The organism is Mycobacterium interjectum, from assembly GCF_900078675.2.
In the GTDB taxonomy this organism is placed as follows: Bacteria; Actinomycetota; Actinomycetes; order Mycobacteriales; family Mycobacteriaceae; genus Mycobacterium; species Mycobacterium interjectum.
Window position 1 is genome coordinate 3,977,321 of the sequence record NZ_LT546237.1, and the last position, 25,485, is coordinate 4,002,805.

Below are 25,485 nucleotides of genomic sequence, written 5' to 3' on the forward strand. Positions count from 1 at the left end.
GATGCAGCCGTGTCGATCCCCGTCGAATTGGCGAACGCCCGCCGGTTGGCGTATGCCGCCGACGAGACACGCGCCCGGGATCTGCTGTTGTCGCTGGTGCCGCAGATCGAGCGGGAAGACCGCGACGATCTGATGTTGGAAGTCTTTGCGCAGCTTGGTGAGATCTACCTGGCGCGCGGGACGAACGACGGGGTGCGGGAGTCCATCCGGCGCATCCGCGACTGCCTGGGCAGCTATTCGGGGATCGCCGCCGGAACGATGCCGGACGCCGCCGCACAGGTAAGCATGTCCGGCGCCGAGGTAACGCACCTGGTTTGCCGCTACTCACGGCGGGCGCTGTTCCTGGAGGCTGGCCTGGCCGCGGCCGCCGGCGACCATGAGGGCGCCGCGTCGGCGCTGAGCGCGTTGAGCGACACCGCGTCCGAATTCGACGACCTGGTGGACGAACACACCTACCTGCGCACCCACGCGCAAGTCTTGTGCGCCACGGCGCTCTGCGACGACGACCTGCATGTGCGCTCGGTCCCGTTGTGGGAGCAGGTGCTTGACGGCCTGGACCAGCTCCGAGATGGCAGCGAGTCGGCCGACCATCTCCTGATCGCCGCTAGCACCGCGTTCGGCAGATTCTGCGTGGAGACCGGCCGGTTGGCCGAGGCCGAGCCCTGGTTGCGTCGCGCGGGGGCCAGGGCCGAGGCGCGAGGATGGGAACTCGCAAGCGCCAGAACAAAATTGGAGCGCGCGTCGGCCCGCTGGTTGGTCGGCGACCACGCTACGACCGAGCAGCTGGCGTCCGAGGCCCAGCCCGTCATCGCTCGATACGGCCGGGCGCACGACGTCGCACGTTGCTGGCTGTACATGGGGCTCACCCGGCTGGGATCCGGTGCGCTCGAAGCCGCCGACGAGTGCTGGGAGCATGCCGAGCGGCACTGGCGGGAATTGGGGAAGCCCTTGCACCTGCACCGCATCTTGTTGCAGCGCAGCTGGATTGCCATCTTCTGGAGTCGCTTTGCCGACGCCGTCGAGCTGATCGCGCAAGCCCGCGAGCTACTCGACTCCTCGCCCCGCAGCAGTTGGTTGCAGTACGCCCAGCTCGACAGCCATCTCGGCACGGTGTGGCGCGCGGATGCTTTGGCCGACCTCGGATTCGACAGTTCGGGCGACCCCGACGAGACGCTGCAGGAAACCGAGGCGCGGCAGGCCGAGGGGCTCGGCATCCTGCGCGGCGAGGTCGGCACCCCGCAGTACTGGCACGCGATGACCAAACTCGAACAGGCCGCGGAGCTCAAGGTGCCGGCCGCGCTCGCGGTCGACTCTGTGCGGTATTCGATCGCCGATGCCGACGCGAGATCGCGCTGGGCGACCAGCATCTCGGCGCCCATCCTGGCCGGCGCGTTCGCCGTCGCGTGGGAGTGGGAAAACACTCAACTGATCAGCGAACTGGTTGAATACCACAGCGCGCGAGGCACTTTCGACACGGATCTGCAGCGGCCGAAAGTCGGCGAATGGGCGTCGACGGCTACCGCGACCGTCGTCATCGACACCGACGCGGACTTGGCCCTGGCCGCGGCCGGCCCGGCGGCGCCGCGCGCCGGCGCCTCACTGACGCGGCTCGGGCCGTTGCCGCCGCTACAGATGCAGCCCGACAGTCCGCCGATCATGAGCCACTATCGCGACCTGGCGCGGCAGCGCTACGGCCGCGACGTCACCGCCGCCGAGCCGGCCTGGTCGACCTGGCCATGAGCGATCCGGACCGGCTGACTTTGGTACTGCGGTTCGCCGACGTCGGGATCGCCACCTACGGCAGTTTGCGAATCGTCGGGCAGCCCTCCAAGACCGTCAATTGGGTGGTGGAGGAACCGATTCTGCTCGCGGCGTTGCAAGAGTTGGCCGACGCCCTCCCCGAGCCACACGGCGCCGAGAGCCGGCCCGACGCCATCGAGCGGGCCCTGACCAGCGGTCCGTTCGCGACGCCGGAAGCCGAACTCACGGTGGCCTACATCCTCGGGGTACTGCTGATCGGGTCAGCAGGGTGGGAGCTGTTGCTGGGGTGCGCGGCATCGCCGCGGGCGGTGTTGTTCGTCTCGCCCAGCGCGCGGTTGGCGCGCGTTCCCTGGGGCCTGCTGGCGGTGCCGAAGGCGGGACCGAGCAAGGAAGAGCTGGTGCGCGCCCGCCAGGACGCCATCACCCGCAGCGGGCGAGTAGCCGCCCGAATCCCCTGGCAGCTGGCCGACATCGGCGCNCCGGCCCTCGCCGGCGGTGACCCGTGTGGAGCCGGTCGCGACCGCGGTTCCCCGCCGGCTGCCCGCCTCGGACTTGTTGTCGCTGCACCTGCCGATCCCGCCGCGGGTTGCCCTGTTGGCTTGCGGATCGGGCGGGGACTATCAATTCGACGAGGCCAACGGCCTGGTGGCGGCGATGATTCTCGGCGGCGCCGAGCTGGTGACCGCAACCCTGTGGTCGCTGCCCACCTCCGCGGCATATCGACGGTTTACCGCGGACCAAGCGGCCGACCCGATGGCCGATGTCGTTGTCGCAGTGGACGACGCGCACGACGGCGCCGACGCGGGGTGCGCGGTGAATCGTTGGCAGCGTGCGCAGATGCGGCGCTGGCGGGACGGCGACGTCACCGCCAGCCCGCTGTACTGGGGCGCCCTGGTCACTTTCGTGGTGGACGGCGCACGATAGCGCTCAGACCGACGCCAGCCAGGCGGCGTGGACGGCCAGCACGTCATCCGGCAGCGAAAGCTCTTCGCGGGCAGCGGGATCGAACGCCACCAGCACGACGAGCCCGGGCCGCAGCATCGACACGTCCGGATCGCCCGCACCGCCCGCCAATTTCCCGATGAACGTCTCGCCGGAAACGGCCACCACCTCGATGAAAACCTGGCGCTCCTCGCCGACGTTGCGCACGGTGCCGACCCCGACGGTGGGGCCCGCGGGGACCCGGCGCCGAGCGAACGGGAACCGGTCCAGCAACATGATCAGCTTCTTCATGCCACCAGGCTCCAACCGCCGCCCGGCTACCGAACCCAACTTTTCGGCTGCCGATATTTTCCGAATGCCCCTATCCTGTGCAGATGAGCGCGGATTCGCAGATCGCGACCGACGTCGCCGTGGGCCAGCCGCGCCGGTCGGTGATCGAGGCGGCGTGGCGCAGGATCGGCCCGGGCGTCGAGGTGCTCAGCAGCGACGACGGCGGACCCCTGAGCCGCACTGTCAAACGCATCGTCGACCCCTTGGTGCTCCGGCTGCGCGCCAATCCCCAGTACTCCGCCCCCGTCGTCCCACCGGATACCGCGGCCGCGATGCACGACCTGATCGTCGGGAGCGCGCGCGAACTGCGTTACACGGCATCATGGTTCGACACGCTCAAGCTCGAGCGCCGCAGGCAGCGGATCCGTACCGGCAACGCCCAGGAACTGTATTTCCCGGTGTGCTTCGAACTCGCGGTGACGAAAGGCCCACCGGCGCCGCAGGATCGAGAGACGGCCGCCGCCGTGCTCACCGATATCCACCAGGGCCGCGACCGCACCGCGATCGAGGTACTGCGCCAATACGTGGCGAGCCCCGACGTCGTCGGCAGGCTGGCCGAGCAGCTCGACCGCAGCTGGCGCGACGTGCGGGCCGCACCAACGGCCGCCGGCCCGTTCCTGGCCGAACTCGGCACGGTGCTCGGACCCGTCAACGGCCATCGCGCCGCGGCGGCCCGGCAGCGCGTCTGGTCGGCCGTGATCGCCGACGCAACCCCGTACAACCTGGGGGCGCTGGCGCGGTTGGAGGGGGCCGAGCTGCCGTGGTCGATCGTCGAGCTTGGGTTGAGTTCGGCTGAGCCACAACGACAACCCCGCATCGCGGGCGAATCAGACAGCGATCGTCCGNTCGCCGGCGTCGAGATCGTGCCCGGTTCCCTCGCCCCGCTCCGGCGGCTGGCCGTGGGCCATTGGCTGCGGCGGTGGTGGCCCGTCAGCCGCGTGGACGGCATCGCCGGACTCGATCGAGCCCTGCTCGACGCGGAGGTCGCGCTGCTGACCTCCGGCGCGCAGGACTTCTTCACCGACGACACCCTGGACTCGGATGTGGAGGAGCTGCTGGCGCCGCACGCCCTGGCCCTCGTCGCCCACGCGCGGGGCGGCGATCCGCGGGTCCTCGATGTGGTGCGCGCCGCCGCCGGGCTGGCCGACGAGGTGGGCGTGGACGGCGCGGGATGGGCGCAACTGCATGCGCTGCTGCATGATTCGGGCATGGCACCGGCCGGCGAGCCGATGCAGCCGGGCGGGCGTCGTGACGACTACGCGCTGGCCGCCGGCACCGGGGCAGGCGCACGGGACGTGGCCCCGATCGCCCGCGGCGTCGCGTCCGTCAGCTGGAGCGCGGTGCCGCCCGGGATCTTCGACGCGGGCGAGAACACCGTCGACTGGAGCGTCCAGCTGGCCGGCGCCGCGGTGGTCGCCGTCGTTCGGGCGGGCGTGATCGGGCCCCGTCCGGCCACCGGGATCGCGGTGCACTTGCGGTCCGGGGCCATCAGCGGCAGCGGCGCCCTGGACGCCGACGGCGACGCCACCCTCCCCCTGGTCGACCGCGAGCGACGGCCGGTGACGGAATCGGCCGCCTGGGACCATGATTGGTCGGCGACGTCGGTGACCGTCGGCGCCGAGGTGTCGGGCGGGATCGAGACCCGCGACACCCGGGACAGGGTCCGCCGGTGGGCGCGGGCGCGGCTGGATCGGCCGCCGGGCGACGCCTTCCTGGCCGAGATCCTGACCGCCGAATCGGATTACTGATCTTTCTCGCCCGGCCCGGCGTCATTCCCTATGCTGAGCGAGTGCCAAACAACTATCGGGTCGTCCAGTGGAACACCGGGAATGTCGGAAAGAGCTCGCTGCAATCGATCGCCGACAATCCCGCGCTCGAGCTCGTGGGCTGTTATGCCTGGTCAGAGGCGAAGGTGGGCCGCGACGCCGGCGAGCTGGTCGGCATCGCGCCGCTGGGTGTGGCCGCCACCAACGACGTCGACGCGCTGCTCGCCCTGAAACCCGACTGCGTCGTCTACAACCCGATGTGGATCGACGTCGACGAGTTGGTCCGCATCCTGTCCGCGGGCGTCAACGTGGTGACGACGGCGTCGTTCATCACCGGGGCCAACCTGGGCGAGGGCCGCGACCGAATCGTCGAAGCCTGCCAGAAGGGCGGGTCGACGATGTTCGGCTCCGGCGTCAGCCCGGGCTTCGCCGAGCTGTTGGCGATCGTCTCGGCGATGGTCTGCAACAGGATCGACAAGGTCAGCGTGATCGAGGCGGCCGACACCACGTTCTACGACTCGCCGGACACCGAGAAGCCGGTGGGCTTCGGTCACCCGATCGACCACCCGGAGCTGCAGGAGATGGCCCGCAAGGGGACCGCCATTTTCGGCGAAGCCGTGCTGCTGGTGGCCGACGCGCTCGGTGTCGAACTCGACGAGGTGCGTTGCGTGGCCGAATTCGCCCAGACCACAGCCGATCTCGAGATGGCATCCTGGACGATTGACGCGGGATGCGTCGCGGGCGTCTACATCAGCTGGCAGGGCATCGTCGGCGGCAAAACCCTGATCGACCTCAATGTCCGGTGGCGCAAGGGGCAGACGCTGGAGCCCGATTGGAAGATCGAGCAGGACGGCTGGGTCATCCAGATCGACGGGCAGCCAACGGTGACCACCAAGGTCGGGTTCCTGCCGCCCCCCTACTTCCAGGCCGAGACCATCGCCGACTTCATGACGCTCGGGCACATCATGACGGCGCTGCCCGTCATCAACGCGATCCCGGCCGTCGTCGCCGCGCCGCCGGGCATCGTGACGTACACCGACCTGCCGCTCACGCTTCCGCGCGGCTACGCAAAGATCTAGCCCTCGCCCGACGCCGCCGTCGCCGGCGCGGCCTTTCGCCGAGCGGGCCTGGCGTAGGTCGCGCCCAGCTGTGGCACCTGGAAGGGGCCCTGGTGACGGGCGGCCTCGATGGCGTTGCGCAAGGGGCCGGCCAAACCCGCGAACGATCCCATGTCGAACAGCAACGGAGTCAACAGCCTGTTGTGGACGAACCCGAACGCGCTGCCGGATTCCGGGTCGGCCCAGCCGAGCGTTCCACCCAGCCCCACGTGACCGAAACCCTTGAGCAGGCCGGGGACCGGCGACTCGTGGTAGCCCAAATGAAATGGCATGGGCACCACCATGTTTGCGTCGGGCCACTTGCGCTGCGGCTGGCCCGTGAGACCGCGCACCAACTCCTTGGACAAATACTTCTTGCCGTCGATGCGGCCGTCGTTGGCCAGCACCGCGTACATCTTGGCCAACCCGCGTCCGGTCACCACGCCGTTGGCCGCCGGCACCTCGCCGTCCAAAAATCCGGTCTCCCCCTTGATGAGCGATATGACGCCGGGGAAGTACATCGCGCCCAGCGCGCCGGAGAACGGCAGGCCGGCCAGTTTCGGTGCGATGAAATTGAACACCGGGGCGCGCAGCTTCCCCTGCGGTATCAGGATCTGGGCCGGCCGGGTCGGCGCGCCCTGGGGCGGGCGGCCCAGGTGCAGGCCGTCGGTGTTGAGCGGCCGCGCGATCTCCTGCCGGATCAGCTCTCGCATGCCCTGGCCCGTGATCGCCCTGGCCAGACCGGACAGCAGCCATCCGTAGGTCAGCGCGTGATACGCCTGCACGCCGCGCAGGTGATCGACGGGCGCGGCGGCCAGGCGCTCCTCCATCAGGAGGTGGTCCATCAGCTCCGCCTTGGTGACGCCCCGCAGGTGCGACAACCCGGACCGGTGCCGCAGGACGTCGCGGACCGTGATGTCGGCCTTCCCGTTGGCGGCGAATTCGGGCCAGTACTCGGCGACGGGATCGTCGTAGGACAGCAGACCCCGGTCGGCCAGGCGGTGGATCACCGTCGACGCGACGCCCTTGGTCGCCGAGAACACCATCGCGCCGGTGTCTGCGGTCCAGGGCTCGGTGCCGGCGCGGTCCGACCAGCCCGTCCAGACGTCGACGACGGGCACGCCGTCGATGTAGACGCTCAGCGCTCCCCCGCCGAACCGGCGGCCGGGGAACAGCCGCGCAAAAATCCCGATGACGTTGGCGAAGTGCGGGTCGGCCGCCCCGGAGACACCGCGCGGCAAGCCGTCGTCGGTCACCAGCAGGGCCGAGCCGCGACGCGAGGCCATCACGGAAATCAAGCTATCAGCCGGGAAAAGCCCCGGACACAAATCACTCCTGGGGGTGGTGGGCTTCTTCGCCGGGCGGCGGCGGCTCGGGGGGCTGGGCATTCAGCCACTTCCTGAGCCGGAGGAGCTGATTGACCACCATGCCGATGCCCAGCAACATCAGCGTCACGACGATCGCCACCACTATTGCGGTGCCCACGCAGTCCATGATGACAGCCCGGACGAGCCGCGGTTTCAATATCGCCCGCCGCTGGGTAGCCACAAGAGCACGAATAACGCAGCTATGACGAGGGAGTGAGCACGAATGAGCGCCACAGACAAAGCGAAGAACAAGATCGAGGACCTGGGCGGCCGGGCCAAGGAAGCCATCGGCAAAGCCACCGGGGACCACGACACCAAGAACGAAGGCCGCGCCGATCAGGCGAAGTCCAGCTTGAAGGATGCAGGCGAGAAGGTGAAGGACGCCTTCAAGAAGTAACCGATCGCTCGACCAGCGGGCCTGCCCGTACGGCTGCCGGGCCCGCTGGTCGTTCGCTGTGGCCATCCGCAGCGCGATCGGCGCCGAATATCAAGTAAGGACATCGATGATGCGAAGGTTGACGAGCATGCGCCGATTCACGACATCCGTGGGGGTTGCGGCGGTGCTGGCCGCCTTCGCACTGTTGGGCGCCCCCACCCCGGCGTCCGGCGATCCGTGCCCGGACGTCGAGGTCGTCTTCGCCCGCGGCTCCGGCGAGCCGCCCGGTGTCGGCGGCGTCGGCGGATCGTTCATCGACGCGTTGCGCGGGCAGCTCGGCGCCCGCTCACTCGGGGTGTATCCGGTCAATTACCCTGCGAGCACTGACTTTTCCAACCCCGATTTCCCAGCGACCGTCATCGACGGCATCCGCGACGCCGGTACCCACATCGAGTCGATGGCGAAAAACTGCCCGAACACCAAAGAGGTGCTCGGCGGGTATTCCCAGGGCGCCGCGGTGGCGGGTTTCACCACCTCGGCCGCCGTGCCGGCGGGCGTCCCGGCTTCCGCGGTGCCCCCGCCGATGCCACCGGAGATCGCGAACCACGTCGCGGCGGTCACGCTGTTCGGGACGCCGTCGGGCCCGTGGCTGCAGAAGTACGGCGCACCGGTGATCGTCATCGGCCCGCTGTATCAGCCCAAGACGCTCGAGTTGTGCGCGCCGGGCGACGGGATCTGCGGTGACGGCAACGACGCCTTCGCGCATATGTCCTATCCGATGAACGGCATGACGGGCCAAGCCGCGACCTACGCGGCGAGCCATTTGTAGGCCCGTGCAGAATCGCACCATGCACGTTCTGGTCACGGGCGGGACGGGATTCGTCGGCGGGTGGACCGCCAAGGCGATGGCCGACGCCGGGCACTCCATCCGGTTCCTGGTGCGCAATCCCGATCGGCTGCAGACCTCGGTGGCCAAACTGGGCGTCGACGTCTCGGACTTCGCCGTCGGGGACATCACCGATCGCGTTTCGGTGCGGGAGGCGCTGCGCGGCTGCGACGCCGTCGTGCACAGCGCCGCCCTGGTGGCCGTCGACCCCCGGCAGAACAAGGAGATGCTGACCACCAACATGCAGGGCGCGCAGAACGTCCTCGGGCAGTCCGTCGAGCTGGGCCTGGACCCGATCATTCACGTGTCGAGCTTCACCGCGCTGTTCCATCCGGGCCTGGCGACGCTGACCTCGGACCTCCCGGTCGTCGGCGGGGCGGACGGATACGGGACGTCCAAGGCGCAGGTCGAAATCTATGCTCGCGGACTCCAGGACGCCGGCGCACCGGTGAACATCACCTATCCCGGCATGGTGCTCGGCCCGCCGGTCGGCAACCAGTTCGGGGAGGCCGGCGNCGATCGCAAGGTCGCCCAGCAGCGGCTCCATGATCAACTCAACGTGTTGTGTCCGGGCTTGTCTGCGCCGGCCGGCCATGGCAGGGCGCTGGCGCTGGACACGCCGACCGGGCTGGCCGTGTTGGCCTGTGCTGCGGCGTTCGCGGGACGGCCACCAAAATCACGGTCCTTGATCTGCCGTGCACCGGGGCGATTGACCGTCGCCACCGCCGACTATTGGGCGGCTCGGTGGCGACAGTGTTTGCCACCACCGGCCGACGCGGCTGGCCGGGCTCAACGCCTGGGACGCGACCTCGACCGCTACCGTCGGCTACTTGTCGACATCACCGAACTTGACGCCCAGACCAGCGAACTGCTGGCGGCGACCGACGGGCAGGTGTTGACCACGCTGCCCGGCGTCGCGTCGATCCGGGCGGCCGCCTTTGCTGCGCACAGTCTGCCCATCGAGCGGTTTCCTGATGCCGAACACCTCTATTCGGCCACAGGTTTGGCCCCTGCGCTCTACCAGTCGGCCACGCTGAACCGGCGTGGGCGCATCTCCCGCCAGGGCTTGGCCGAGCATCGTGACGCCCTGATGGGCATCGCCTGGGGACTTTCCCAACAATCGCCCTCCTTTGCCGGCCGCGACGCTGAACTCCGAGCTCGGGGTATGGCTCCCATACAGGCCCGTGTCGCGTTGGCCCGCCACGCCTGCCGACTGGCGTATCGACTGCTTCGAACCCAACAACCTTTCGATGAACAGCGCTATCGTCGAGGAAGGCTCAGTCGCGAGCGGTGACGGCTGTTCCGGCTATGCCGCACGACGGCGCAACTTAGCTTGCCGCCCGCTCGCGCTGGGCCGCTCTACGGCGCACACGAAAGCCTGCCGCCCCACGGCGACTAATCAGCCTGCCGACCATCACGGCCCAGCCGACCTCACGACCCAACCGTTTATCGGGCGACAACCGAGGTTGGCACCCCGGGCGATCAACACTGCCTACCCCACGCCTTGACTGCCGGCGCGAAAGCTAAGCCGCGATGTCAGGCCTTCCGGTGCCGGCGGACCATGCCGAACAAGCCGGCGCCGACGAATGGCACCGGCGCCAGCGTGGCGATCAGTGCGCTCCTGGTACCGACGAGGGGCTTGCTCCGCAGCCCCAGCAGCAGATCGGCGCTATCGCTGATCAAACCGATCGTCGCCCAGCCCCGGAACTCGTTGTCGACACCGCGGAGCCAGGCCGCGCACCCGCCCGACCCCAGGACGAGGTCGCGAATCCCGATCGTCTGCATCAGCAGGGTCTCCGTTCCCGATTCGGGTGAGAAGAACCGGTCCGGCGCGAGGAGCATGGTCGCGCCCACCCCGACGCGCGCCGCTGCCACCAATGCCAAGATCGGTGGCGATGTCCGGGCGCGGTCATGCGGCATGGATCAACCCTAAGCGCTGAGGACTTACGACCGCCCTAACGGTGCCCTAGTGCCCTCGCGGGCGCCGGTCCCCGGAGAGACCATCACCGTGGGGTTTTTCGTTTCTGCGCGCTCCGGCAAGCGCCGCGGACGTCGGCCAGGAGGTACGGCATGACCAAACCGATTCCGCCGCTGGACCTTTCGTGGCTGTTGATCGAATCACCGGCCGGCACGACGCACGTCGGCGCGATGCTGCTGTTCAAGAAGCCGGCCGGCCGCGCGCCCATCGTGCGGGAGATCGTGGATGCCTATCGGGCGTGCACGCCGCTGCCGCCGTTCAATTACGTCCCCGAGCTGCTGGGCCGAAGTGCGCCCCATTTCCGGGAGGTGACGGACTGGGACCCCTACTACCACGTCGGGCACCTGGCGCTGCCCGCCGGGGCGTCCTACGACGACCTGTTGCGGCTCGTCGCCGATCTGCACGAGCCACAACTCGACCGCGATCGGCCGCTCTTTCGCTGCTGGGTCATCGACGGTGTGCCGGACGGAATGTTCGCGATCTACACCAAGACCCACCACTCGATCATCGACGGAGAATCGGGCCTGCGGCGGCTCTATGCCGGGCTGAGCACCACCGACCGGCGCACCGTCCCACCCCCCGCCTTCGCGTTGGGCACACCGGAGCCCCCGGCGCCCTCCCCGACCTCACTGGCAGCGCGCATCGCCGATTCGGTTCGCGGGGCGCTCATGCAAGTCGAGGCGCTGAACCAGGTTTCGGTCGGCGCGCTGCGCAAGGTGTGCGCGGGCGCGTTGCGATCGCATCTCGAGGGCAGCCTGCCGTTCGTGGCGCAGCACGGCCCCACCAACGCCCCGCTCCACATCGGGCGGAGCTTCGCGACGCTGTCGCTGCCGCTCGACGAGATGCGCCAGGTCGGCCACCACTTCGGGGCGACCCTGAACGACGTGGCGGTCACCGTCGTCGACGCGGGGCTGCACGCCTACCTACGCGAGACCGGCCGGGCCGTCGCGCATCCCTTCATCGCGATGTGCCCGGTGTCGATGCGGGCCGACGGGGACACCGCGATCGGCACGCGCGTGTCGGCGATATTCCCGCGTCTCGGCGACCCCGGCTCCGGCGCGGCGGAACGAATCCGCCAAGTGGCCGACTCGGTTGCGGCGTGCAAGAAGGAACTCGGCCGCATGTCCAGCGAGGCGGCGATGACCTATGCGGTGGGGCTCGTCGCGCTCGCCGGCCTCGGGGCATCGACACACCTGGACCGGGTGGCGCGGCCGGCGTGCAACCTCGTCATTTCAAATGTGGCGGGAGCCAAGGAAACTCGATATCTCAACGGTGCGCGCCTCGTTGGCATCTACCCGGTTTCGGCCCTCGCCGCCTCGATCGGGCTCAACGCCACGTTGGCGTCCTACCACGACAGCATGGACTTCGGGTTCGTCGGCAACAGCGCCGCGCTGGACGGCCTTCCGCAACTCGCCCGCTGCACGAGGCAAGCCTACGAGGAGTTGCGGGAGGCGGCGGGACTGCAACCCGCGGCAGTGTAGGAGGATCGGCACATGAAATCCGTCACCTGCACCAATGCGAAGCTCGAGGTGGTCGACACCCCGACACCGGTCCCGGCGAAGGGCCAGTTGCTGATCGAGGTCCTGCGGTGCGGCATCTGCGGATCGGACCTGCACGCGCGCCACCACTGTGACGAGCTCGCCGACGTGATGGCCGAATCCGGGTACGACGCGTTCATGCGATCGAATCAGCACGTCGTCTTCGGTCACGAATTCTGCGGCGCGGTGCTCGATTACGGCCCGGGCACCCGCAAGGCGCCGCGGCCCGGCAGCACGGTCGTCGCCCTGCCGCTGCTGCGCCGCGGCAAGGAGGTGCATGGGATCGGGTTGTCCACGATGGCACCGGGAGCCTATGCCGAGCAGCTCCTCGTCGAGCAGTCGCTGACGTTGGCCGTCCCGAACGGGTTGTCCCCCGATATGGCAGCCCTCACCGAGCCGATGGCCGTCGGCTGGCACGCGGTCCGTCGCGGCGAGGTGGGCAAGGGTGACGTGGCGATCGTGATCGGCTGCGGGCCAATCGGTCTCGCGGTGATCTGCATGCTCAAGGCGCACGGGGTGCGCACCGTGGTCGCCAGCGACTTCGCACCGGGCCGGCGCGCACTGGCGACCGCCTGCGGGGCCGACGTCGTCGTCGATCCCGCGCAGGATTCGCCGTACGCGACGGACGCGAGCCGCAAACACCTGCAGGGCATCCTCGAGGCGTTCGATCTGGCGGTCGGCACGATCGAGAAGCTGCAAAGGTTGCGGCTGCCCTGGTGGCACGTGTGGCGCGCCGCCGAAGCGGCCGGCGCCGCAACGCCGAAGCACCCCGTCATCTTCGAATGCGTCGGCGTGCCGGGCATCATCGACGGCATCATCGCGAGCGCGCCGGTGTTCTCGCGCGTCGTCGTGGTCGGCGTCTGCATGGGCTCGGACCAGCTCCGGCCGGCGATGGCGATCAACAAGGAGATCGACCTTCGGTTCGTGCTCGGCTACACCCCGCTGGAGTTCCGCGACACGCTGCACATGCTCGCCGACGGCAAGGTCAACGTCGCGCCGCTGATCACCGGGACGGTCGGGCTGGCCGGCGTCGAGGCCGCGTTCGACGCGCTCGGCGACCCCGAGGCGCACGCGAAGATCCTCATCGACCCCCGCAGCGACGCTACGCAGCCGGCGTGATCTCCAGCCCCACGTGCACCTTGTCGATGCCGCCCCGCACGATCGAGTGCGCATAGAACCACCAGGCGTGGTACCAGTACCGCTTGAGCACGGCGTTGTAGACCCGCCGCGTCTCGGATTTCGGCAGGACCCGCGCGATCCCTTCGACCGGTTCGCTCTTGGGCTTGCCCAGCGCCGCGCTGCGGGCGATCGTCACCCGGGGCGTGTTGTTGATCCTCCTGACCTTCCACGACCCGTCGTCGGTGATGACCAGCAGCTTGTCGCCGTCCGGCACGCCCCAGATCGGCGTCGGCTTGGGACGGCCGTCCTTGGTGAAGGTGGTCAGGAGCAGGTACTTGGACGTGATGACGTCCTGGAAGCAAAGAGCCACGCTTATTCCTTCCCCCTTGACGCGAATTCCTAACCCCGGGGGCTCAGGTGTTGCGCCCGCCGTTGACGCCCAGTATCTGGCCGGTGATGTAGCCGGCCTCCTCGGACACGAAGAACGCGCACGCCGCCGCGATGTCCTCCGGCCTGCCCACCCGGCGCACCGGCGTGCGCGCGACGTGGTCTTCGACGGTGCCACCGAGCAGCTGCCGCCGCTCGGCGCTGCGCAGCATCGGGGTGTCGATGAACCCCGGCGGTATCGCGTTGACGGTGATCCCGCTCGGCCCGTATTCCAGGGCCAGCGACTTGGTCAGGCCGTTCACCGCGGACTTGGCCGCCACGTAGTGGGACATGAAGGGCTGCCCGGAGTGGGTGCTGGACGACGAGATGTTGACGATGCGCCCCCATCCCGCCTCGACCATGTCGGGGAGCGCGGCCTGGATGGTGTGGAAGACGCCGTTGAGGTTGACGTCGACCACCTTCGACCACTGCTCGAAGGACATGTCCAGGAATTTCTTGAAGCCCTCCACGCCGGCCGCGTTGACCAGCACCAGGATCGGGCCGAGCGCATCCCGGATCGCCAAGAGCGCGGCGTCGACCTGCGCACGATCGGTCACGTCCGCGACGTAGCCGAACCCGTCGTCGGTGGGCGACAGGTCGATGACGGCCACCCGGAACCCGTCGCTGCGCAGCCTTTCCGCGACCGCTCGGCCAATCCCGGACGCCCCGCCGGTCACCACCGCAGTTTTCACACGCACCCACCTTCCTGAGCGACCGCCCAGCATGCGGGCTTGACATTGCCTATCACCCCCGCGCGACGACGGTCAAGCTGTCCCGTTTTCGTCGCGTATAACGGTTGATTTTTGGCGATCGCCCAATTTAGGGTCCGTGGATGGCCCGGGATTCCACCACTCGCGACATGCTGATCGACGCGACGAGCCGAATCATGGTCGAGGAGGGTTACGCCGCGGCCACGTCGCGGCGGGTGGCCGCCGCGGCCGGGGTCAAACCGGCCCTTGTGCACTACTACTTCCCGACGATGGACGAGCTGTATCTGGACGTGTTCCGCCGGGGCGCAGCGGCCTACCTGGAACGGCAACGAGAGGCGCTCGCCTCCGACCGGCCCCTGCATGCCTTCTGGGAGACGCTTATCGAACCCAAGGACGCCCGGCTGCTGCTGGAGTTCATGGGTCTTGCCAACCACCGCAAGGAGATTCGGGCGGAAATCTCCGCCTGGCAGGACCGGTGGCGCGAGATGCAGATCACCGCGCTGAACTTCATCGTCCGCGAACATGGCCTCGACACAAGCGAATTCCCGCCCGCGGGCATCGCGGTCGTCATCGCCGCGGTCGGGCGCACCCTGATCCTCGAGCAGACGCTCGGCACCAAGGGCGGCCACGACGAGGCGGTCGCGCTGGTCACCCGATTCCTCGACCGGTTCGAGATGCCGACCCCGAAGCGGCGCCGGGATTGACCTACGGCAGCACGACCCGCAGCCGCTCCCAGCCGCGGACGGTCGACGTCGACGCCAATTGCGCGGTGTCGTGGTCGATGTCCCACTCCGGCCAGCGGTTGAGGATCTCGTCCAGCGCGACGCGGCCCTCGAGTCGCGCCAGGTTCGCGCCCAGGCAGTAATGCACGCCCTTGCCGAAGGTGATGTGCGAGATGTTGTCGCGGCGGATGTTGAACGTGTCCGGATCGGTATAGCGGCGGTGATCGCGGTTCGCCGCGCCGAACAGCAGCAGCATGGCGCTGCCGGCCGGAACAGTCCTGCCGTAGCACTCGAAATCCTTTGTCATCCAACGGGCGACGTGGGGACCGGTGGGCTCGAACCGCAGCGTCTCGTCGACGGTCCGGGTCAGCAGCGACCGGTCTTGGCAGACCTCGCGGCGCTGGTCCGGGTGCTCGGCGAGGACCTTGGCCAGCCAGCCGATCAGCCGGCCCGTCGTCTCGTTTCCGGCGCCCGCCACCACCTGGGTGTAATGCAGCACCTCTTTGCGCGTCAGCTTTCGGTGCACCCCGTGCTCGTCGTCGAACTCGACGTTGAGCAACGTCGTCATGAGGTCGTCCGACGGGTTCTTGGACCGCCATTCGACGTAGTCGGCGTAGATGCGACCGTCGGCGATGGAGTCGGCGTCGGCGACCTTCATCGGGGCGCCCGGCTTGGTGCGCAGGTTGGCGTCGTTGGCGTCGCGGACCGAAACCTGTTCGGACTCGGGGATTCCCAGCAGCATCCCGATCACCCGCATCGGCATCATCGATGCGAGTTCGGCGATGATGTCGAATCCGCCCGACCCGACGAGCGGATCGAGACACCGCACGCAGTACCGCCGGATCTGGTCTTCGAGCTCGGCCATCCGGCGCGGGGTGAACACCCGCGACATCAGGCCACGCAGCCTGGTGTGTTCGGGCGGATCCTGGAACATCATGACGCCGCCGGGCATGTCGAATTTCGACTGGATCAACTCGAGGATGTCGCTGCGGCGGTTGGAGAAGACCTCCCAATTGGCCAACGCGCGTTCGACGTCGGAATGCCGTGATATCGCCCAGAAGTCGAACCGTTCGTTGTAGTAGATCGGCGCCTCCTCGCGCAGCCGGGCGTACGTCGGGTACGGGTCGGCGATGATGCCGGTGTCGTAGGGGTCGTAGTAGACGTCGGTGTCGCTGGTGAGGGTCATCGATGCTTCCTTACTTCAGGCAGCTGCCGGCATCCACCGGGAGCGCGACGCCGGTGATGTAGCGCGCTTCGTCGGAGGCCAGAAACAGCACGGCGTTGGTGATGTCTTCGGGGGTCACCCAGGGGACCGGCAGGTAATGGAAGCTCTGGCACACCGGCGCCAGGTCCTCGGGCCCCGGGTTATCCAGCTCCGGACGGAAGGCGCGATACGTCGCCTCGTTCATCAGCAGCGGCGAGTTGACGTGCGTGGGGAGCACGGCGTTGACCCTGATCATCCGCCGGCCCAATTCGACCGCGAACGAACGCATCAGCCCGATCACGCCGTGCTTGGCCGCCACGTAGTGGCCCACGTGCGGATAGGCCTTGAAACCGGCCACCGAAGACGTCAGCACGATGGAGCCGCCGCGGCCGCCGTCCAGGATGTGCGGAACGCCGGCCTTCACCGTCTTCCACACACCGCTGAGATTGACGTCGATCATCTGCTGCCACAGCGCCTCGTCGGTCTTGTGCAGCTTTCCCGCCGTCGTCCCGATGCCGGCGTTCGCGACGATCACGTCCAGGCGGCCCAGCTGTTCGACCCCGCTGCCGACGGCGGACCGCAGCGCGTCGAAATCGCGAACGTCGACCTCGGCGGTGACGACGCGGCCGCCGGCGTTTTTCACCAGGCCCGCGGTCTCGTCGAGGTCCTCGGGCGTCGCGCCGTCCGCCGGCGAGGCCTCGAACTTCCGGCAGATGTCGACGGCGATGATGTCGGCGCCCTCCTGCGCGAGCCCTACCGCGTGGCTTCTGCCCTGCCCGCGCGCCGCGCCGGTCACGAATGCGACCTTGCCGTCCATCCGCCCCGCCATAGCCACCTCGATTCCAGTTTTGGGCGATCGCCCAATTTCTGCCGCACGCCATGTGTAGCAGCACCGAGACGAGCCCGTCAAGGCGCGGATGAGCCGGGCGGCCGTGCAGATTCTGTGAAGATTAATCACACGGGTGTGAAAGCTTCGTTAAGAGCGAGGCGGATCCCCCGCTGTACCTGCACCGTGGACGCATGACGCTGTCCGAGCTGGTTTCATCGTCGCGGCGCGAGGTGGATCCGCACCTCGACCCGGCGATCTGGCCGCTGAACAGCTACGTCGACGAGATGGGCCAGTTGTGCGTCGGCGGGGTCGCCGCGACCGAGCTGGCCGCCTCGTTCGGCACCCCCGGCTACGTCGTCGACGAGGAGGATTTCCGGGCCCGCATCCGCAACTATCGGGCGGCGCTTCCCGGCGCCGAGGTGATTTACGCCGGTCGGGCGCTGCTGAGCGCGGCCGTGGCCGGGTGGGCCGCCGACGAGGGGGCGGGCGTGGACGTCTGCTCGGGCGGCGAACTGGCCACCGCCCTCACCGGCGAGGTGCCGCCGTCGAAGATCATCCTCAACGGCAACGCGAAAACCGCCGGCGAACTGGACGATGCGGTCGCCGCCGGCGTGGGGCGAATCGTGATCGACACCCCGCACGAGATCGCGCTGCTGGCCGGGCGGGTGCGCCGCCGCCAACGCGTGCTGATCCGGGTGATTCCCGACATCGACGCCGGCGCGGTGAGCGCCGGGGTGCTCGACCAGAAATTCGGCTTCACGTTGGCGGGCGGCCAGGCTTACGGCGCGGTGAAGCGCGTCCTGGATCAGCCGTGGCTCGACCTGGTCGGGCTGCACTGCCAGTTAGGGTCGCAGCTAGCCGATGTCGGGCTGTACGGCGAGGCGATCCGGCAGCTGATCGCCGTGATGGCCCAGGTGCGTGACCGCCACGGGATCGCGCTTGGCGAGCTCAATCTCGGCGGCGGCCACGCGGTCCCCTATCGGTCCGGGGATCCCGAGCTCGGCCCGCGGGCATTGGGCGCCGTCATCGACTCCACACTCCAATCCGCCTGCACGAAATACGGTTATCCCCGACCGCGGATCGTCATTCAGCCGGGCCGCGCGATCGCGGCCCGCGCCGGGATCACGCTGTACCGGGTGGTCGCCGTCAAACGCCAGAGTGACGGACGCACCTTCGTCGCGGTCGACGGCGGCATGAGCGACAATCCGCGAGTGGCCGGCGCCGACGCGAAATACACGGTGGCACTGGCCAATCGACATTCGTCGGCCGACACCACGCTGGTAACGGTGGTGGGCCGTCATTGCGAGGCCGGCGATGAGATCGCCAGCGATGTCGAGCTGTCCGCCGACATCCATCCCGGCGACCTGCTCGCGGTGGCCTGCACCGGCGCCTACCACTACTCGATGGGATCCAGCTGCAGCCTGGTGGGCCGTCCGCCGCTGGTCGCCGCCGCCGCGGGCAGGGCCCGTGAGCTGGTGCGCCGCGAGACCATCGCCGACCTGCTCGCCCGAGACCGCCGCTGGTCGGGCCACTCGGACGGGGGCGAATGACGTTGGTTGCCATCGCTGTTCGCGAGAAGACCGAGAGCTGGGCCGCGCGGGCGGTGTCCCGCGCGGCATCGGTGCGCATCACGGCGGCCTACGCCGTCCTGCTGGTCGCGATCTCGGTCATGTTGAATGCGCTCGGTCCGCGGGCGCGCGACGTCGTCGTCAGCCGGATGAGCACCAACCTGCACAACCTGGCCCACGGACGCCTCACCACGTTGGTCGGCAGCGCCTTCGTCGACGACGGCGGCGAGGTCTATCTCTGGCTGCCGTGGCTGGTCTGCCTGCTGGCCCTGGGTGAATTGCTGTGGCGCGGAAGGGGTTTGGTCATCGCGTTTGCGGTCGGCCACATCGGTGCCACGTTGCTGGTCGCGGCCGGGCTGGTGGTCGCAGTGAAGGCGGGGTGGCTGCCGTTCTCCATCGCGCGCGCGAGCGACGTGGGGGTCAGTTACGGCGCGGTTTGCGTCCTCGGCGCGCTGACAGCGTCCATCCCGTCGCGCTGGCAGCCGGCGTGGATCGGGTGGTGGCTCGGCATCGCGGTGACGGTGGCGATTGGAGCCGATTTCACCGCCGTCGGTCATGTCCTGGCCCTGCTGCTCGGCATCGGTTTGTCCTACCGGCTGCCCTCCGCGGCCGCGTGGACGCCGCCGCGCATCGCTTTGCTCTGCGGCGGCTGCGCTTTCGGGTATTTCGTGCTGTCGGGGTCGTCGGTGGTGGCGACCGCTACCGGGGTGGCCGCGGCGCTCATCGGGCTACTGGCCGGCCGCGCATCGCGGCCGCAGCCCTCGCCGGCATAGCCGCCGAGCCGGGGTCATCTTCGTACCGGGCGCTCAGCGCCGCTGGGCGCCAACCGATGCGGTATCGGCCTGCAAGTCGTCCAGGATGGCCTGCTGAGCCTTGGGCGGAAGGGTGTGCAATATCTCGCGTACGCGAGCGCGGCGGCGCTCGACGGCCTTGCGCACCGGCATGCCGGGAGTGGCAACCACCTGCGGCGGCACCCCCTCGATGTCATCCACGCCACCCGCGTGTTGACCCGCGTCGACCATCGCCTGCTCCTCGGCCATGGTCGCCTCGTCCTTCTCCTCGGACATGCCGATCGGTCCGATGCGGCGGCCGTTGAGGAACTGTCCCACCACCGGCTCGTCGCTGGTCAGCAGCACCTCGCGCGGTCCGAACATCACCAGCTTGTGCCGGAACAGCATGCCGATGTTGTCCGGCACGGTGCGCGCGACGTTGATGTTGTGGGTCACGATCAGGATCGTGGCATCGGTCTGGGCGTTGATGTCGATGAGCAGCTGGCACAGGTAGGCCGTCCGCACCGGGTCCAGACCCGAGTCCGGCTCGTCACAGAGGATGATCTCCGGGTCGAGCACCAGCGAGCGGGCCAGGCCGGCGCGCTTTTTCATGCCGCCGGAGATCTCGCCGGGGTACTTGTTTTCGTCGCCTTGCAGGCCCACCAGCTCGAGCTTCTCCATGACGATGTCGCGGATCTCGCGTTCGGTCTTTTTGGTGTGCTCACGCAACGGGAACGCGGTGTTGTCGTACAGGTTCATCGAGCCGAACAGCGCGCCATCCTGGAACATGACGCCGAACAACCTGCGGATCTCGTACAGCTCCCTGGCGGTGCTCTGCATGATGTCGACGCCGTCGACGACGATCGAGCCGCGCTCCGGGCGCAACAGCCCGATCAGCGACTTCAAAAACACCGACTTGCCGGTTCCCGACGGGCCGATCAGCCCGCTCACCTCCCCCGGCGGGATGTCCATCGTGACGTCTTCCCACACTCGGGCAGGCCCAAATGACTTGCTCAACCCCCGGACCGAAATTCCGATGCCCATGGTGACCTCCAGTTGATCGTGCATTTCTGTGGTCGATGGTTTTTGAGGTCGGAATAACCGGTCGGCCGCCCCGAAAAACCCGTGAGATGGAGATTTACGGATTGAAGTCCGACAGTGAGCGCGACTCGGCCGCTCAGGCCTGTCGGGCCGCCTCCTGCGCCAATTGGACCCGCGAGGAGAGGCCGAGTTTGGCGTAGACGTGGGTGAGGTGGGATTGCACGGTGCGCGGTGAGACGAACAGCCGGGTGGCGATGTCGTTGTTGCCGAGCCCCTCGCTGACGAGGCGCACGACGTCGCGCTCCGCCGGGGTCAGCGACGCCCACCCACCGGCCGGGCGTTTACGCTCACCGCGCCCACGTCGCGCGTAGGCGATGGCTTCCTCGCGGGACAGGGCGGAGCCCTCGACCCAGGCGGAATCAAAGTCCCTCTCGCCCAACGCTGCTCGCAGCGTCGCCAGAGAGGCCTCGTAGCCGGCGTCGAAGACCTTGAAGCGCACGCTGCCCATGCGCTGGCGGATGGCATGCGCCGCACCGAAGAGACGGGTGGCTCCGCGGTGGCTGCCGGCGTCGCCGGCCAGGACAGCGATGCACTCCAGAATGTCGGGGACCAGCAGGTATGCCTCGATCTCGGCGGCGATCGCGAGAGCGTCGTGGGCGTCGCGTTCGGCCTGCTCCGGCTCCCCCTGCGCGATCGCGACGCGGCTGCGCGTGGTCAGGGCCGACATCAACCAAAAGCCCGAAGCCGTCGCGATCGTGTCGTCGGCTCGACGGCGCGCCCCGATCAAATCCCCTGCCGCCAACGCGGTTTCCGCACCCATGGCGCGTCGCCCCTCCAAATGAACACTCAGCTCAGGCGCGGCCTCGGTTGCGTCCCGTGCTGTCGCAGCATCGCCGGCAGCCAGCGCCGCGACAGCCAACGTGACGTAGGCGACGCCGGCTTTGAGCCGACCCAGCTCGACGGCGGCGTCGGCGGCGGCGCGGGCCGCATCCGCGTCGCCCTGCTGCGCTAGTGCGACGCCCAGGTATGCGAGGCTATCCCCCCTGAAGACATGATCGTGCGCAGCCTCAGCCTCGGCAGCGACCTCGCGAAACTGCGCGACGGCGCCAGCCAGATCGCCCTGCCAAAGCTGCGCGATTCCGCGGCCGCAGCGGCACCGGCGCGAGGTCCACCGGTCGCCGATCGCATCGGCCAGGTCGCGTCCTTCTTCGGCGGCCGCGCGCCCCACGATCGGGTCACCCGCCACCATTGCCCCGGCCGCCTGCGAGGCCAGGATCTGGCTAAGCCTCCACCGATCGCCCGACGCCCGGGCCGGGCCGATCGCTTCCGCGAAATACCCCTTGGCCGCCTCGGGATTGGTGTAGGCGGCTATGTACCCGCAGGCGCTCAGCGACCGCGCCAGCAGCGAGGGGTCGTCGACCTCGAGCGCGAGCGCCAGAGCCTGCTGAGCCTGATCCAAAGTGTCGGGCTCGCCCATCCAGGTGGCGAGCAAGGCTCGGTCGGCGAGCGCGCTCGCCCGCACCACGCCCGCCACCTCCCGATGTGGCGCGTTGTCGCCGGTGAGGGCGGCGTTGAACCAGGTCAGCCCTTCCCGGAGGCGGCCCCGTCCCTGCCACAGCGGCTGGAGTGACGATGCCAGCGCCAACGCGGGCTCGAGATCGGACTTTTCGCGACTCCACCCGAACGCGGCGCGCAGGTTGTCGATCTCGGTTTCAACCTGCTCGAGATGCTGCTCGTAATCACTGCCCGCCGGCGCGTCGAGCAGAGCCGCCATCGCCGTGTAGTGATCGCGGTGGCGCGTGCGCACGGCATCGGCCTCGCCGGACTCCCCGAGCTTTTCCTGCGCGTACTGGCGCACAGTCTCCAAGAGCCGATAGCGCGTTCGGCTGCCGCTCTCGTCCGCCACCACCAGAGACTTGTCCACCAACAGGCTGAGTTGATCGAGCACTTGGTAGCGCTGGATCTCGCCGCCGGCGGCGACTGCCTGGGCGGAGTCGAGGTCGAAGCCGCCCGAGAATGCCGCCAGCCGGCGGAATAGGACCCGCTCCGGCTCGGTGAGCAACGCGTGCGACCAATCCACCGAGGCGCGCAGCGTCTGCTGGCGGCGCACCGCGGTACGCGACCCGCCGGTTAGCAGCCGGAAGCGGTCATGCAAGCTGCCGAGGATCTCGGGCAGCGACAACGCCCGCACACGTGCCGCCGCCAGCTCAATTGCCAGCGGCATCCCGTCGAGACGCTGACAGATCTCGGCAACGACGGCGGCGTTGTCGTCGGTGAGGGCGAAACCGGTGTGGCCCAGACGCGCACGGTCGGCGAACAACTCGGTGGCTTCGTCGGCCACCGATAACGACGGCACTCGCCACGTCCCTCGCCACCCACACCGAGCGGCTCACGACTGGTGGTCAGCAGGCTCAGCCCCGCTGCCGCGCTCAAGAGAGCGACAACCATTTCCGCGCACGCGTCCAGCAGGTGCTCGCAATTGTCCAGCACCACCAGCAGCTGGCGGTCGCGAACGAAGTGCAGCACTGTGTCCATCGTCGATCGGCCGGGCTGGTCGGGCAGCCCCAGCGCGCGGGCGACCGTCACCGGCACCAGGTCGGGGTCCGTGATCGGCGCCAGATCCACATACCAGACACCCGCGGCCTGTTCCGCCGCTAACAGGTTCGCGACTTCCACGGCCAGGCGCGTCTTGCCCACCCCGCCAGCACCGGTCAAGGTGACCAGCCGGTTCTCCGCCAACAGCTTGCGGACCTCGCTCACCTGTAGGCGGCGACCCACAAAGCTAGTGAATTGCGTCGGGAAATTGTGCGCGGCAACACTATTCGTCGTACGTAAGGGCGGGAAGTCGTTGCGCAGATCCGGATGACACAGCTGCACGACCCGTTCAGGTCGGGGCATGCCGCGCAGCTCGTGGGTGCCCAAATCGATCAGCCACGCATCGGCCGGCAACGCGTCAACAACCAACGCCTCGGTCACACCCGACGACACCGTCTGCCCGCCATGGGCCAAATCACGCAGCCGCGCCGTGCGATTGATCGCCGGGCCGATATAGTTGCCCTCACCGCGCAACTGCACCTCCCCGGTATGCACCCCAATCCGCAAACCGATCGGCGCCAACGGCGCCCGCTGCAACCCCAGCGCGCACGCCACCGCATCACTGGCCCGCGCGAACGCCACCACAAAGCTATCGCCCTCACCCTGCTCCACCGGGCGCACCCCACCATGAGCGGCCAGCAGCTCCGACAACACCTCATCCAGCCGCGCGAACGCCGCGGTCATCTGCTCGGGCTGGGACTCCCACAACCCGGTCGAGTTCTCCACATCAGCCAACAGCAGCGTCACCGTGCCCGTCGGCAAAAGCCCGCTCACGCCAAGATCGCTCCACTCCACCAGCGGCAGGTCCGCGCGTGGATCAACCTCGCTCATGCTAGCCAGCATGCAGCGCGCCCGTACGGGAAACATCAGCGGAAACGCGTACGCCTATCCACTGCGCACGCGGAGTTTTCCGGGTCAAGTCCGCTTCCGGTCCGTGTCCTTACTGGGCTGCACCCGCTTCGGCTCGCCCGGCATCTTCGGGGTGGCATCGTGCTACTGATCATGCTTGCCCGCGTATTTCCAGCTCGCGAGCGTCAGCCACGCCGCAGGTTGTCGGGCGAATATTCGCCCGACTCCGGCCGTGGTCAGCCATCGCGATTTCCGAGCCTGGTCTTCTCACGTGGCAAGTGGACCTCGACGATCAGTAAGTCGCCGAGAGGAACTCTTGACGCCAACAAGGCGCGGCGCGGCGCTTCTGCAGCGCTCGAAGAGTGCGATACCGCATCAATAGGCGATTAGGGCATCCGTTAAGTGCTCGACTGTCGCGGAATATCGGCGATCGCAAGCTGGCTGAGGCGCGTATGTCCCATGACGCCGTCCGGCCGCAACCGGGAGGGAGATCACATGACGGCACCTTCACCCGGAATGCTGGAAGGCGAGTTTTGGCGGGTCGAAACGCCAGACCGTCGCATACCAGGTTGGCTGACAGTGAACGACCGCGATTGCCCTGCTCTGGAGACCTTGGGGCACATATTCGACGAACGCGCCAACGTCGTGAGAATCTCCGAGCACGGCGGGGTGACGATAACTAACTCCGGCGACCCAGAGCTCTTGTCCTTATGAACTGTCAGGCCGCTCATGCTGTCTGAGGGCTGCATGGCCAGCGGATCAGCGCGGAAGCAGGCCGCAAAGGTACGGCCAGTGAGACCATCGTCATCCGTACCGACGAAGCCTAGCTTCAACAACTGATTTATCAAAGCTCATTTCCTACAAGGGGTTTGGCCTTGTGGCATGCATTTGGAAACCTCGATGAGAGGCATGTGCCCGACACGACCGTGGCGAAGGCAGCGCTGATGCAGACCTCTTTGTCGGCAGCTTTTGGGCGGCTGCCCCTCCCGATCACGACCGCTGCGCCGAATAGGGCTGCAGCAGTACCGCGAGCGTCAGTCCCCGTGTCAACCGCGTGACGTACACCTTCCCCGAGACGGTCCAGCCCGTACACGTTCAGGCTCCGCCTCCGCCGCATCCCCCAATAGGGTCGTTTGACCCTTGTTATGCACGCCGGACTGCGGTCTACGCTGTTGGTCTACGGATTGATCACCAGCTTCCATGCTCCTGACAATGTGGGCAACCCCATCGTCGTCGTTGAAGGAAGCGTCTTTTGTCACCGCTATGGTTCGTACCGCACCCAAGAAGGTGCGTGGATCATTGCGCCCGATATGGCGGATACGCGAGGAACAACGAAAGGAAGCAAATGATGATGAGGAAAGCCATGCTCGCCATGGCGGGGTCCGCAACGGCGATCGTTATCGGTGGCTGACGTTCCCGTTCTGCAAGTGGGTCAACGGCGCGACCTCAACAGCTCCGACAGCGGGGCCATGATGCCGAAGCGGCATAAGGAGATTCGCCGCTCTAGGAAGGCGACCGCAACTCCGGCGGCTCGCGAGCCGGATCCCACAACTACGGGACAGTTCACGCTGTCTCTGACATCACCCGGGAAAGGAAACAACAGTGGTCTCC

Annotated in this window: 20 protein-coding genes and 3 pseudogenes; 13 read left to right on the forward strand and 10 right to left on the reverse strand. The window is 68.2% G+C overall.

Annotation, left to right across the window (positions count from 1 at the left end; genetic code table 11):
- Window positions 1-9 precede the first annotated feature (9 nt).
- Both BN4348_RS53685 and BN4348_RS53690 read left to right on the forward strand, forming a co-directional pair.
- Window positions 10-1,740 (forward strand): hypothetical protein, encoded by a 1,731-nt coding sequence (locus BN4348_RS53685; protein WP_066916781.1) that lies wholly within the window; start codon window positions 10-12, stop codon window positions 1,738-1,740.
- Window positions 1,737-2,685, forward strand: a pseudogene (locus tag BN4348_RS53690) (CHAT domain-containing protein). Before BN4348_RS53685 ends, BN4348_RS53690 begins: the two are co-directional and overlap by 4 nt.
- Window positions 2,686-2,688: 3 nt before the next feature.
- On the opposite strand, the gene BN4348_RS53695 reads toward BN4348_RS53690, so the two are convergent.
- Window positions 2,689-3,033: a hypothetical protein gene (locus BN4348_RS53695; RefSeq protein ID WP_066916782.1), complete on the reverse strand. Its 345-nt coding sequence runs from the start codon at window positions 3,031-3,033 to the stop codon at window positions 2,689-2,691.
- Between the two features lie 635 nt (window positions 3,034-3,668).
- Between BN4348_RS53695 and BN4348_RS53700 the strand changes: the two genes are divergently transcribed.
- Together BN4348_RS53700 and BN4348_RS53705 are read left to right on the forward strand one after the other, a co-directional pair.
- On the forward strand, window positions 3,669-4,781 hold the full coding sequence (locus BN4348_RS53700) for a hypothetical protein (protein WP_407937932.1): 1,113 nt from the start codon (window positions 3,669-3,671) through the stop codon (window positions 4,779-4,781).
- Window positions 4,782-4,822: 41 nt separating this feature from the next.
- The gene (locus BN4348_RS53705) at window positions 4,823-5,878 is read left to right on the forward strand and encodes an NAD(P)H-dependent amine dehydrogenase family protein (RefSeq protein ID WP_066916784.1); all 1,056 of its coding nucleotides are present in this window, start codon (window positions 4,823-4,825) and stop codon (window positions 5,876-5,878) included.
- Here BN4348_RS53705 and lipL read toward each other — a convergent pair.
- On the reverse strand, window positions 5,875-7,182 hold the full coding sequence (gene lipL, locus BN4348_RS53710; RefSeq protein WP_066916922.1) for an esterase/beta-lactamase LipL: 1,308 nt from the start codon (window positions 7,180-7,182) through the stop codon (window positions 5,875-5,877). The genes BN4348_RS53705 and lipL overlap by 4 nt on opposite strands.
- Before the next feature lie 43 nt (window positions 7,183-7,225).
- Window positions 7,226-7,381, reverse strand: a complete 156-nt coding sequence (locus tag BN4348_RS60165; RefSeq protein WP_167670454.1) for a hypothetical protein — start codon at window positions 7,379-7,381, stop codon at window positions 7,226-7,228.
- Between the two features lie 105 nt (window positions 7,382-7,486).
- Between BN4348_RS60165 and BN4348_RS53715 the strand changes: the two genes are divergently transcribed.
- The 4 genes and pseudogenes from BN4348_RS53715 to BN4348_RS61885 all read left to right on the forward strand — a co-directional run bounded on the left by BN4348_RS53715 (window position 7,487) and on the right by BN4348_RS61885 (window position 9,819).
- On the forward strand, window positions 7,487-7,660 hold the full coding sequence (locus BN4348_RS53715) for a CsbD family protein (RefSeq protein ID WP_066916786.1): 174 nt from the start codon (window positions 7,487-7,489) through the stop codon (window positions 7,658-7,660).
- A gap of 109 nt (window positions 7,661-7,769) precedes the next feature.
- The gene (locus BN4348_RS53720; protein WP_066916924.1) at window positions 7,770-8,468 is read left to right on the forward strand and encodes a cutinase family protein; all 699 of its coding nucleotides are present in this window, start codon (window positions 7,770-7,772) and stop codon (window positions 8,466-8,468) included.
- Window positions 8,469-8,487: 19 nt separating this feature from the next.
- A pseudogene (locus BN4348_RS61880) lies at window positions 8,488-9,036 on the forward strand (SDR family NAD(P)-dependent oxidoreductase); the annotation flags it as partial.
- Between the two features lie 381 nt (window positions 9,037-9,417).
- Window positions 9,418-9,819 (forward strand): transposase, encoded by a 402-nt coding sequence (locus tag BN4348_RS61885; RefSeq protein WP_235852935.1) that lies wholly within the window; start codon window positions 9,418-9,420, stop codon window positions 9,817-9,819.
- 242 nt (window positions 9,820-10,061) lie between these two features.
- On the opposite strand, the gene BN4348_RS53730 is transcribed toward BN4348_RS61885, so the two are convergent.
- Complete coding sequence (locus BN4348_RS53730) at window positions 10,062-10,445, reverse strand: hypothetical protein (RefSeq protein WP_066916788.1); 384 nt, start codon at window positions 10,443-10,445, stop codon at window positions 10,062-10,064.
- Between the two features lie 150 nt (window positions 10,446-10,595).
- Between BN4348_RS53730 and BN4348_RS53735 the strand changes: the two genes are divergently transcribed.
- Window positions 10,596-11,984 carry a wax ester/triacylglycerol synthase family O-acyltransferase gene (locus tag BN4348_RS53735; RefSeq protein ID WP_066916790.1) on the forward strand — a complete coding sequence of 463 codons (1,389 nt, stop codon included), beginning with the start codon at window positions 10,596-10,598 and terminating at the stop codon, window positions 11,982-11,984.
- A gap of 12 nt (window positions 11,985-11,996) precedes the next feature.
- On the forward strand, window positions 11,997-13,160 hold the full coding sequence (locus BN4348_RS53740; RefSeq protein WP_066916792.1) for a zinc-binding dehydrogenase: 1,164 nt from the start codon (window positions 11,997-11,999) through the stop codon (window positions 13,158-13,160).
- On the opposite strand, the gene BN4348_RS53745 is transcribed toward BN4348_RS53740, so the two are convergent.
- Window positions 13,144-13,530: a PPOX class F420-dependent oxidoreductase gene (locus BN4348_RS53745; RefSeq protein WP_066916794.1), complete on the reverse strand. Its 387-nt coding sequence runs from the start codon at window positions 13,528-13,530 to the stop codon at window positions 13,144-13,146. The genes BN4348_RS53740 and BN4348_RS53745 overlap by 17 nt on opposite strands.
- A 43-nt stretch (window positions 13,531-13,573) precedes the next feature.
- Window positions 13,574-14,278 (reverse strand): SDR family NAD(P)-dependent oxidoreductase, encoded by a 705-nt coding sequence (locus BN4348_RS53750; protein WP_066916796.1) that lies wholly within the window; start codon window positions 14,276-14,278, stop codon window positions 13,574-13,576.
- Window positions 14,279-14,445: 167 nt separating this feature from the next.
- Here BN4348_RS53750 and BN4348_RS53755 point away from each other — a divergent pair, with 167 nt between their 5' ends.
- A complete protein-coding gene (locus tag BN4348_RS53755; protein ID WP_096866323.1) occupies window positions 14,446-15,000 on the forward strand; it encodes a TetR/AcrR family transcriptional regulator in 555 nt (184 codons plus the stop codon).
- A 1-nt stretch (window position 15,001) separates the two neighbouring features.
- On the opposite strand, the gene BN4348_RS53760 is transcribed toward BN4348_RS53755, so the two are convergent.
- Window positions 15,002-16,204 carry a cytochrome P450 gene (locus BN4348_RS53760; RefSeq protein WP_066916800.1) on the reverse strand — a complete coding sequence of 401 codons (1,203 nt, stop codon included), beginning with the start codon at window positions 16,202-16,204 and terminating at the stop codon, window positions 15,002-15,004.
- A gap of 10 nt (window positions 16,205-16,214) precedes the next feature.
- A complete protein-coding gene (locus tag BN4348_RS53765; protein ID WP_066916802.1) occupies window positions 16,215-17,051 on the reverse strand; it encodes a mycofactocin-coupled SDR family oxidoreductase in 837 nt (278 codons plus the stop codon).
- Window positions 17,052-17,242: 191 nt separating this feature from the next.
- On the opposite strand from BN4348_RS53765, the gene lysA reads away from it, so the two are divergent.
- On the forward strand, window positions 17,243-18,601 hold the full coding sequence (lysA, locus tag BN4348_RS53770; protein ID WP_066916804.1) for a diaminopimelate decarboxylase: 1,359 nt from the start codon (window positions 17,243-17,245) through the stop codon (window positions 18,599-18,601).
- Window positions 18,598-19,392 (forward strand): rhomboid-like protein, encoded by a 795-nt coding sequence (locus BN4348_RS53775; protein ID WP_066916806.1) that lies wholly within the window; start codon window positions 18,598-18,600, stop codon window positions 19,390-19,392. The genes lysA and BN4348_RS53775 overlap by 4 nt, the downstream gene beginning before the upstream one ends.
- A gap of 33 nt (window positions 19,393-19,425) precedes the next feature.
- On the opposite strand, the gene BN4348_RS53780 is transcribed toward BN4348_RS53775, so the two are convergent.
- Together BN4348_RS53780 and BN4348_RS53785 are read right to left on the reverse strand one after the other, a co-directional pair.
- Window positions 19,426-20,433 carry an ABC transporter ATP-binding protein gene (locus tag BN4348_RS53780; RefSeq protein WP_066916926.1) on the reverse strand — a complete coding sequence of 336 codons (1,008 nt, stop codon included), beginning with the start codon at window positions 20,431-20,433 and terminating at the stop codon, window positions 19,426-19,428.
- Window positions 20,434-20,566: 133 nt separating this feature from the next.
- Window positions 20,567-23,799, reverse strand: a pseudogene (locus BN4348_RS53785) (helix-turn-helix transcriptional regulator).
- Between the last annotated feature and the right edge of the window lie 1,686 nt (window positions 23,800-25,485).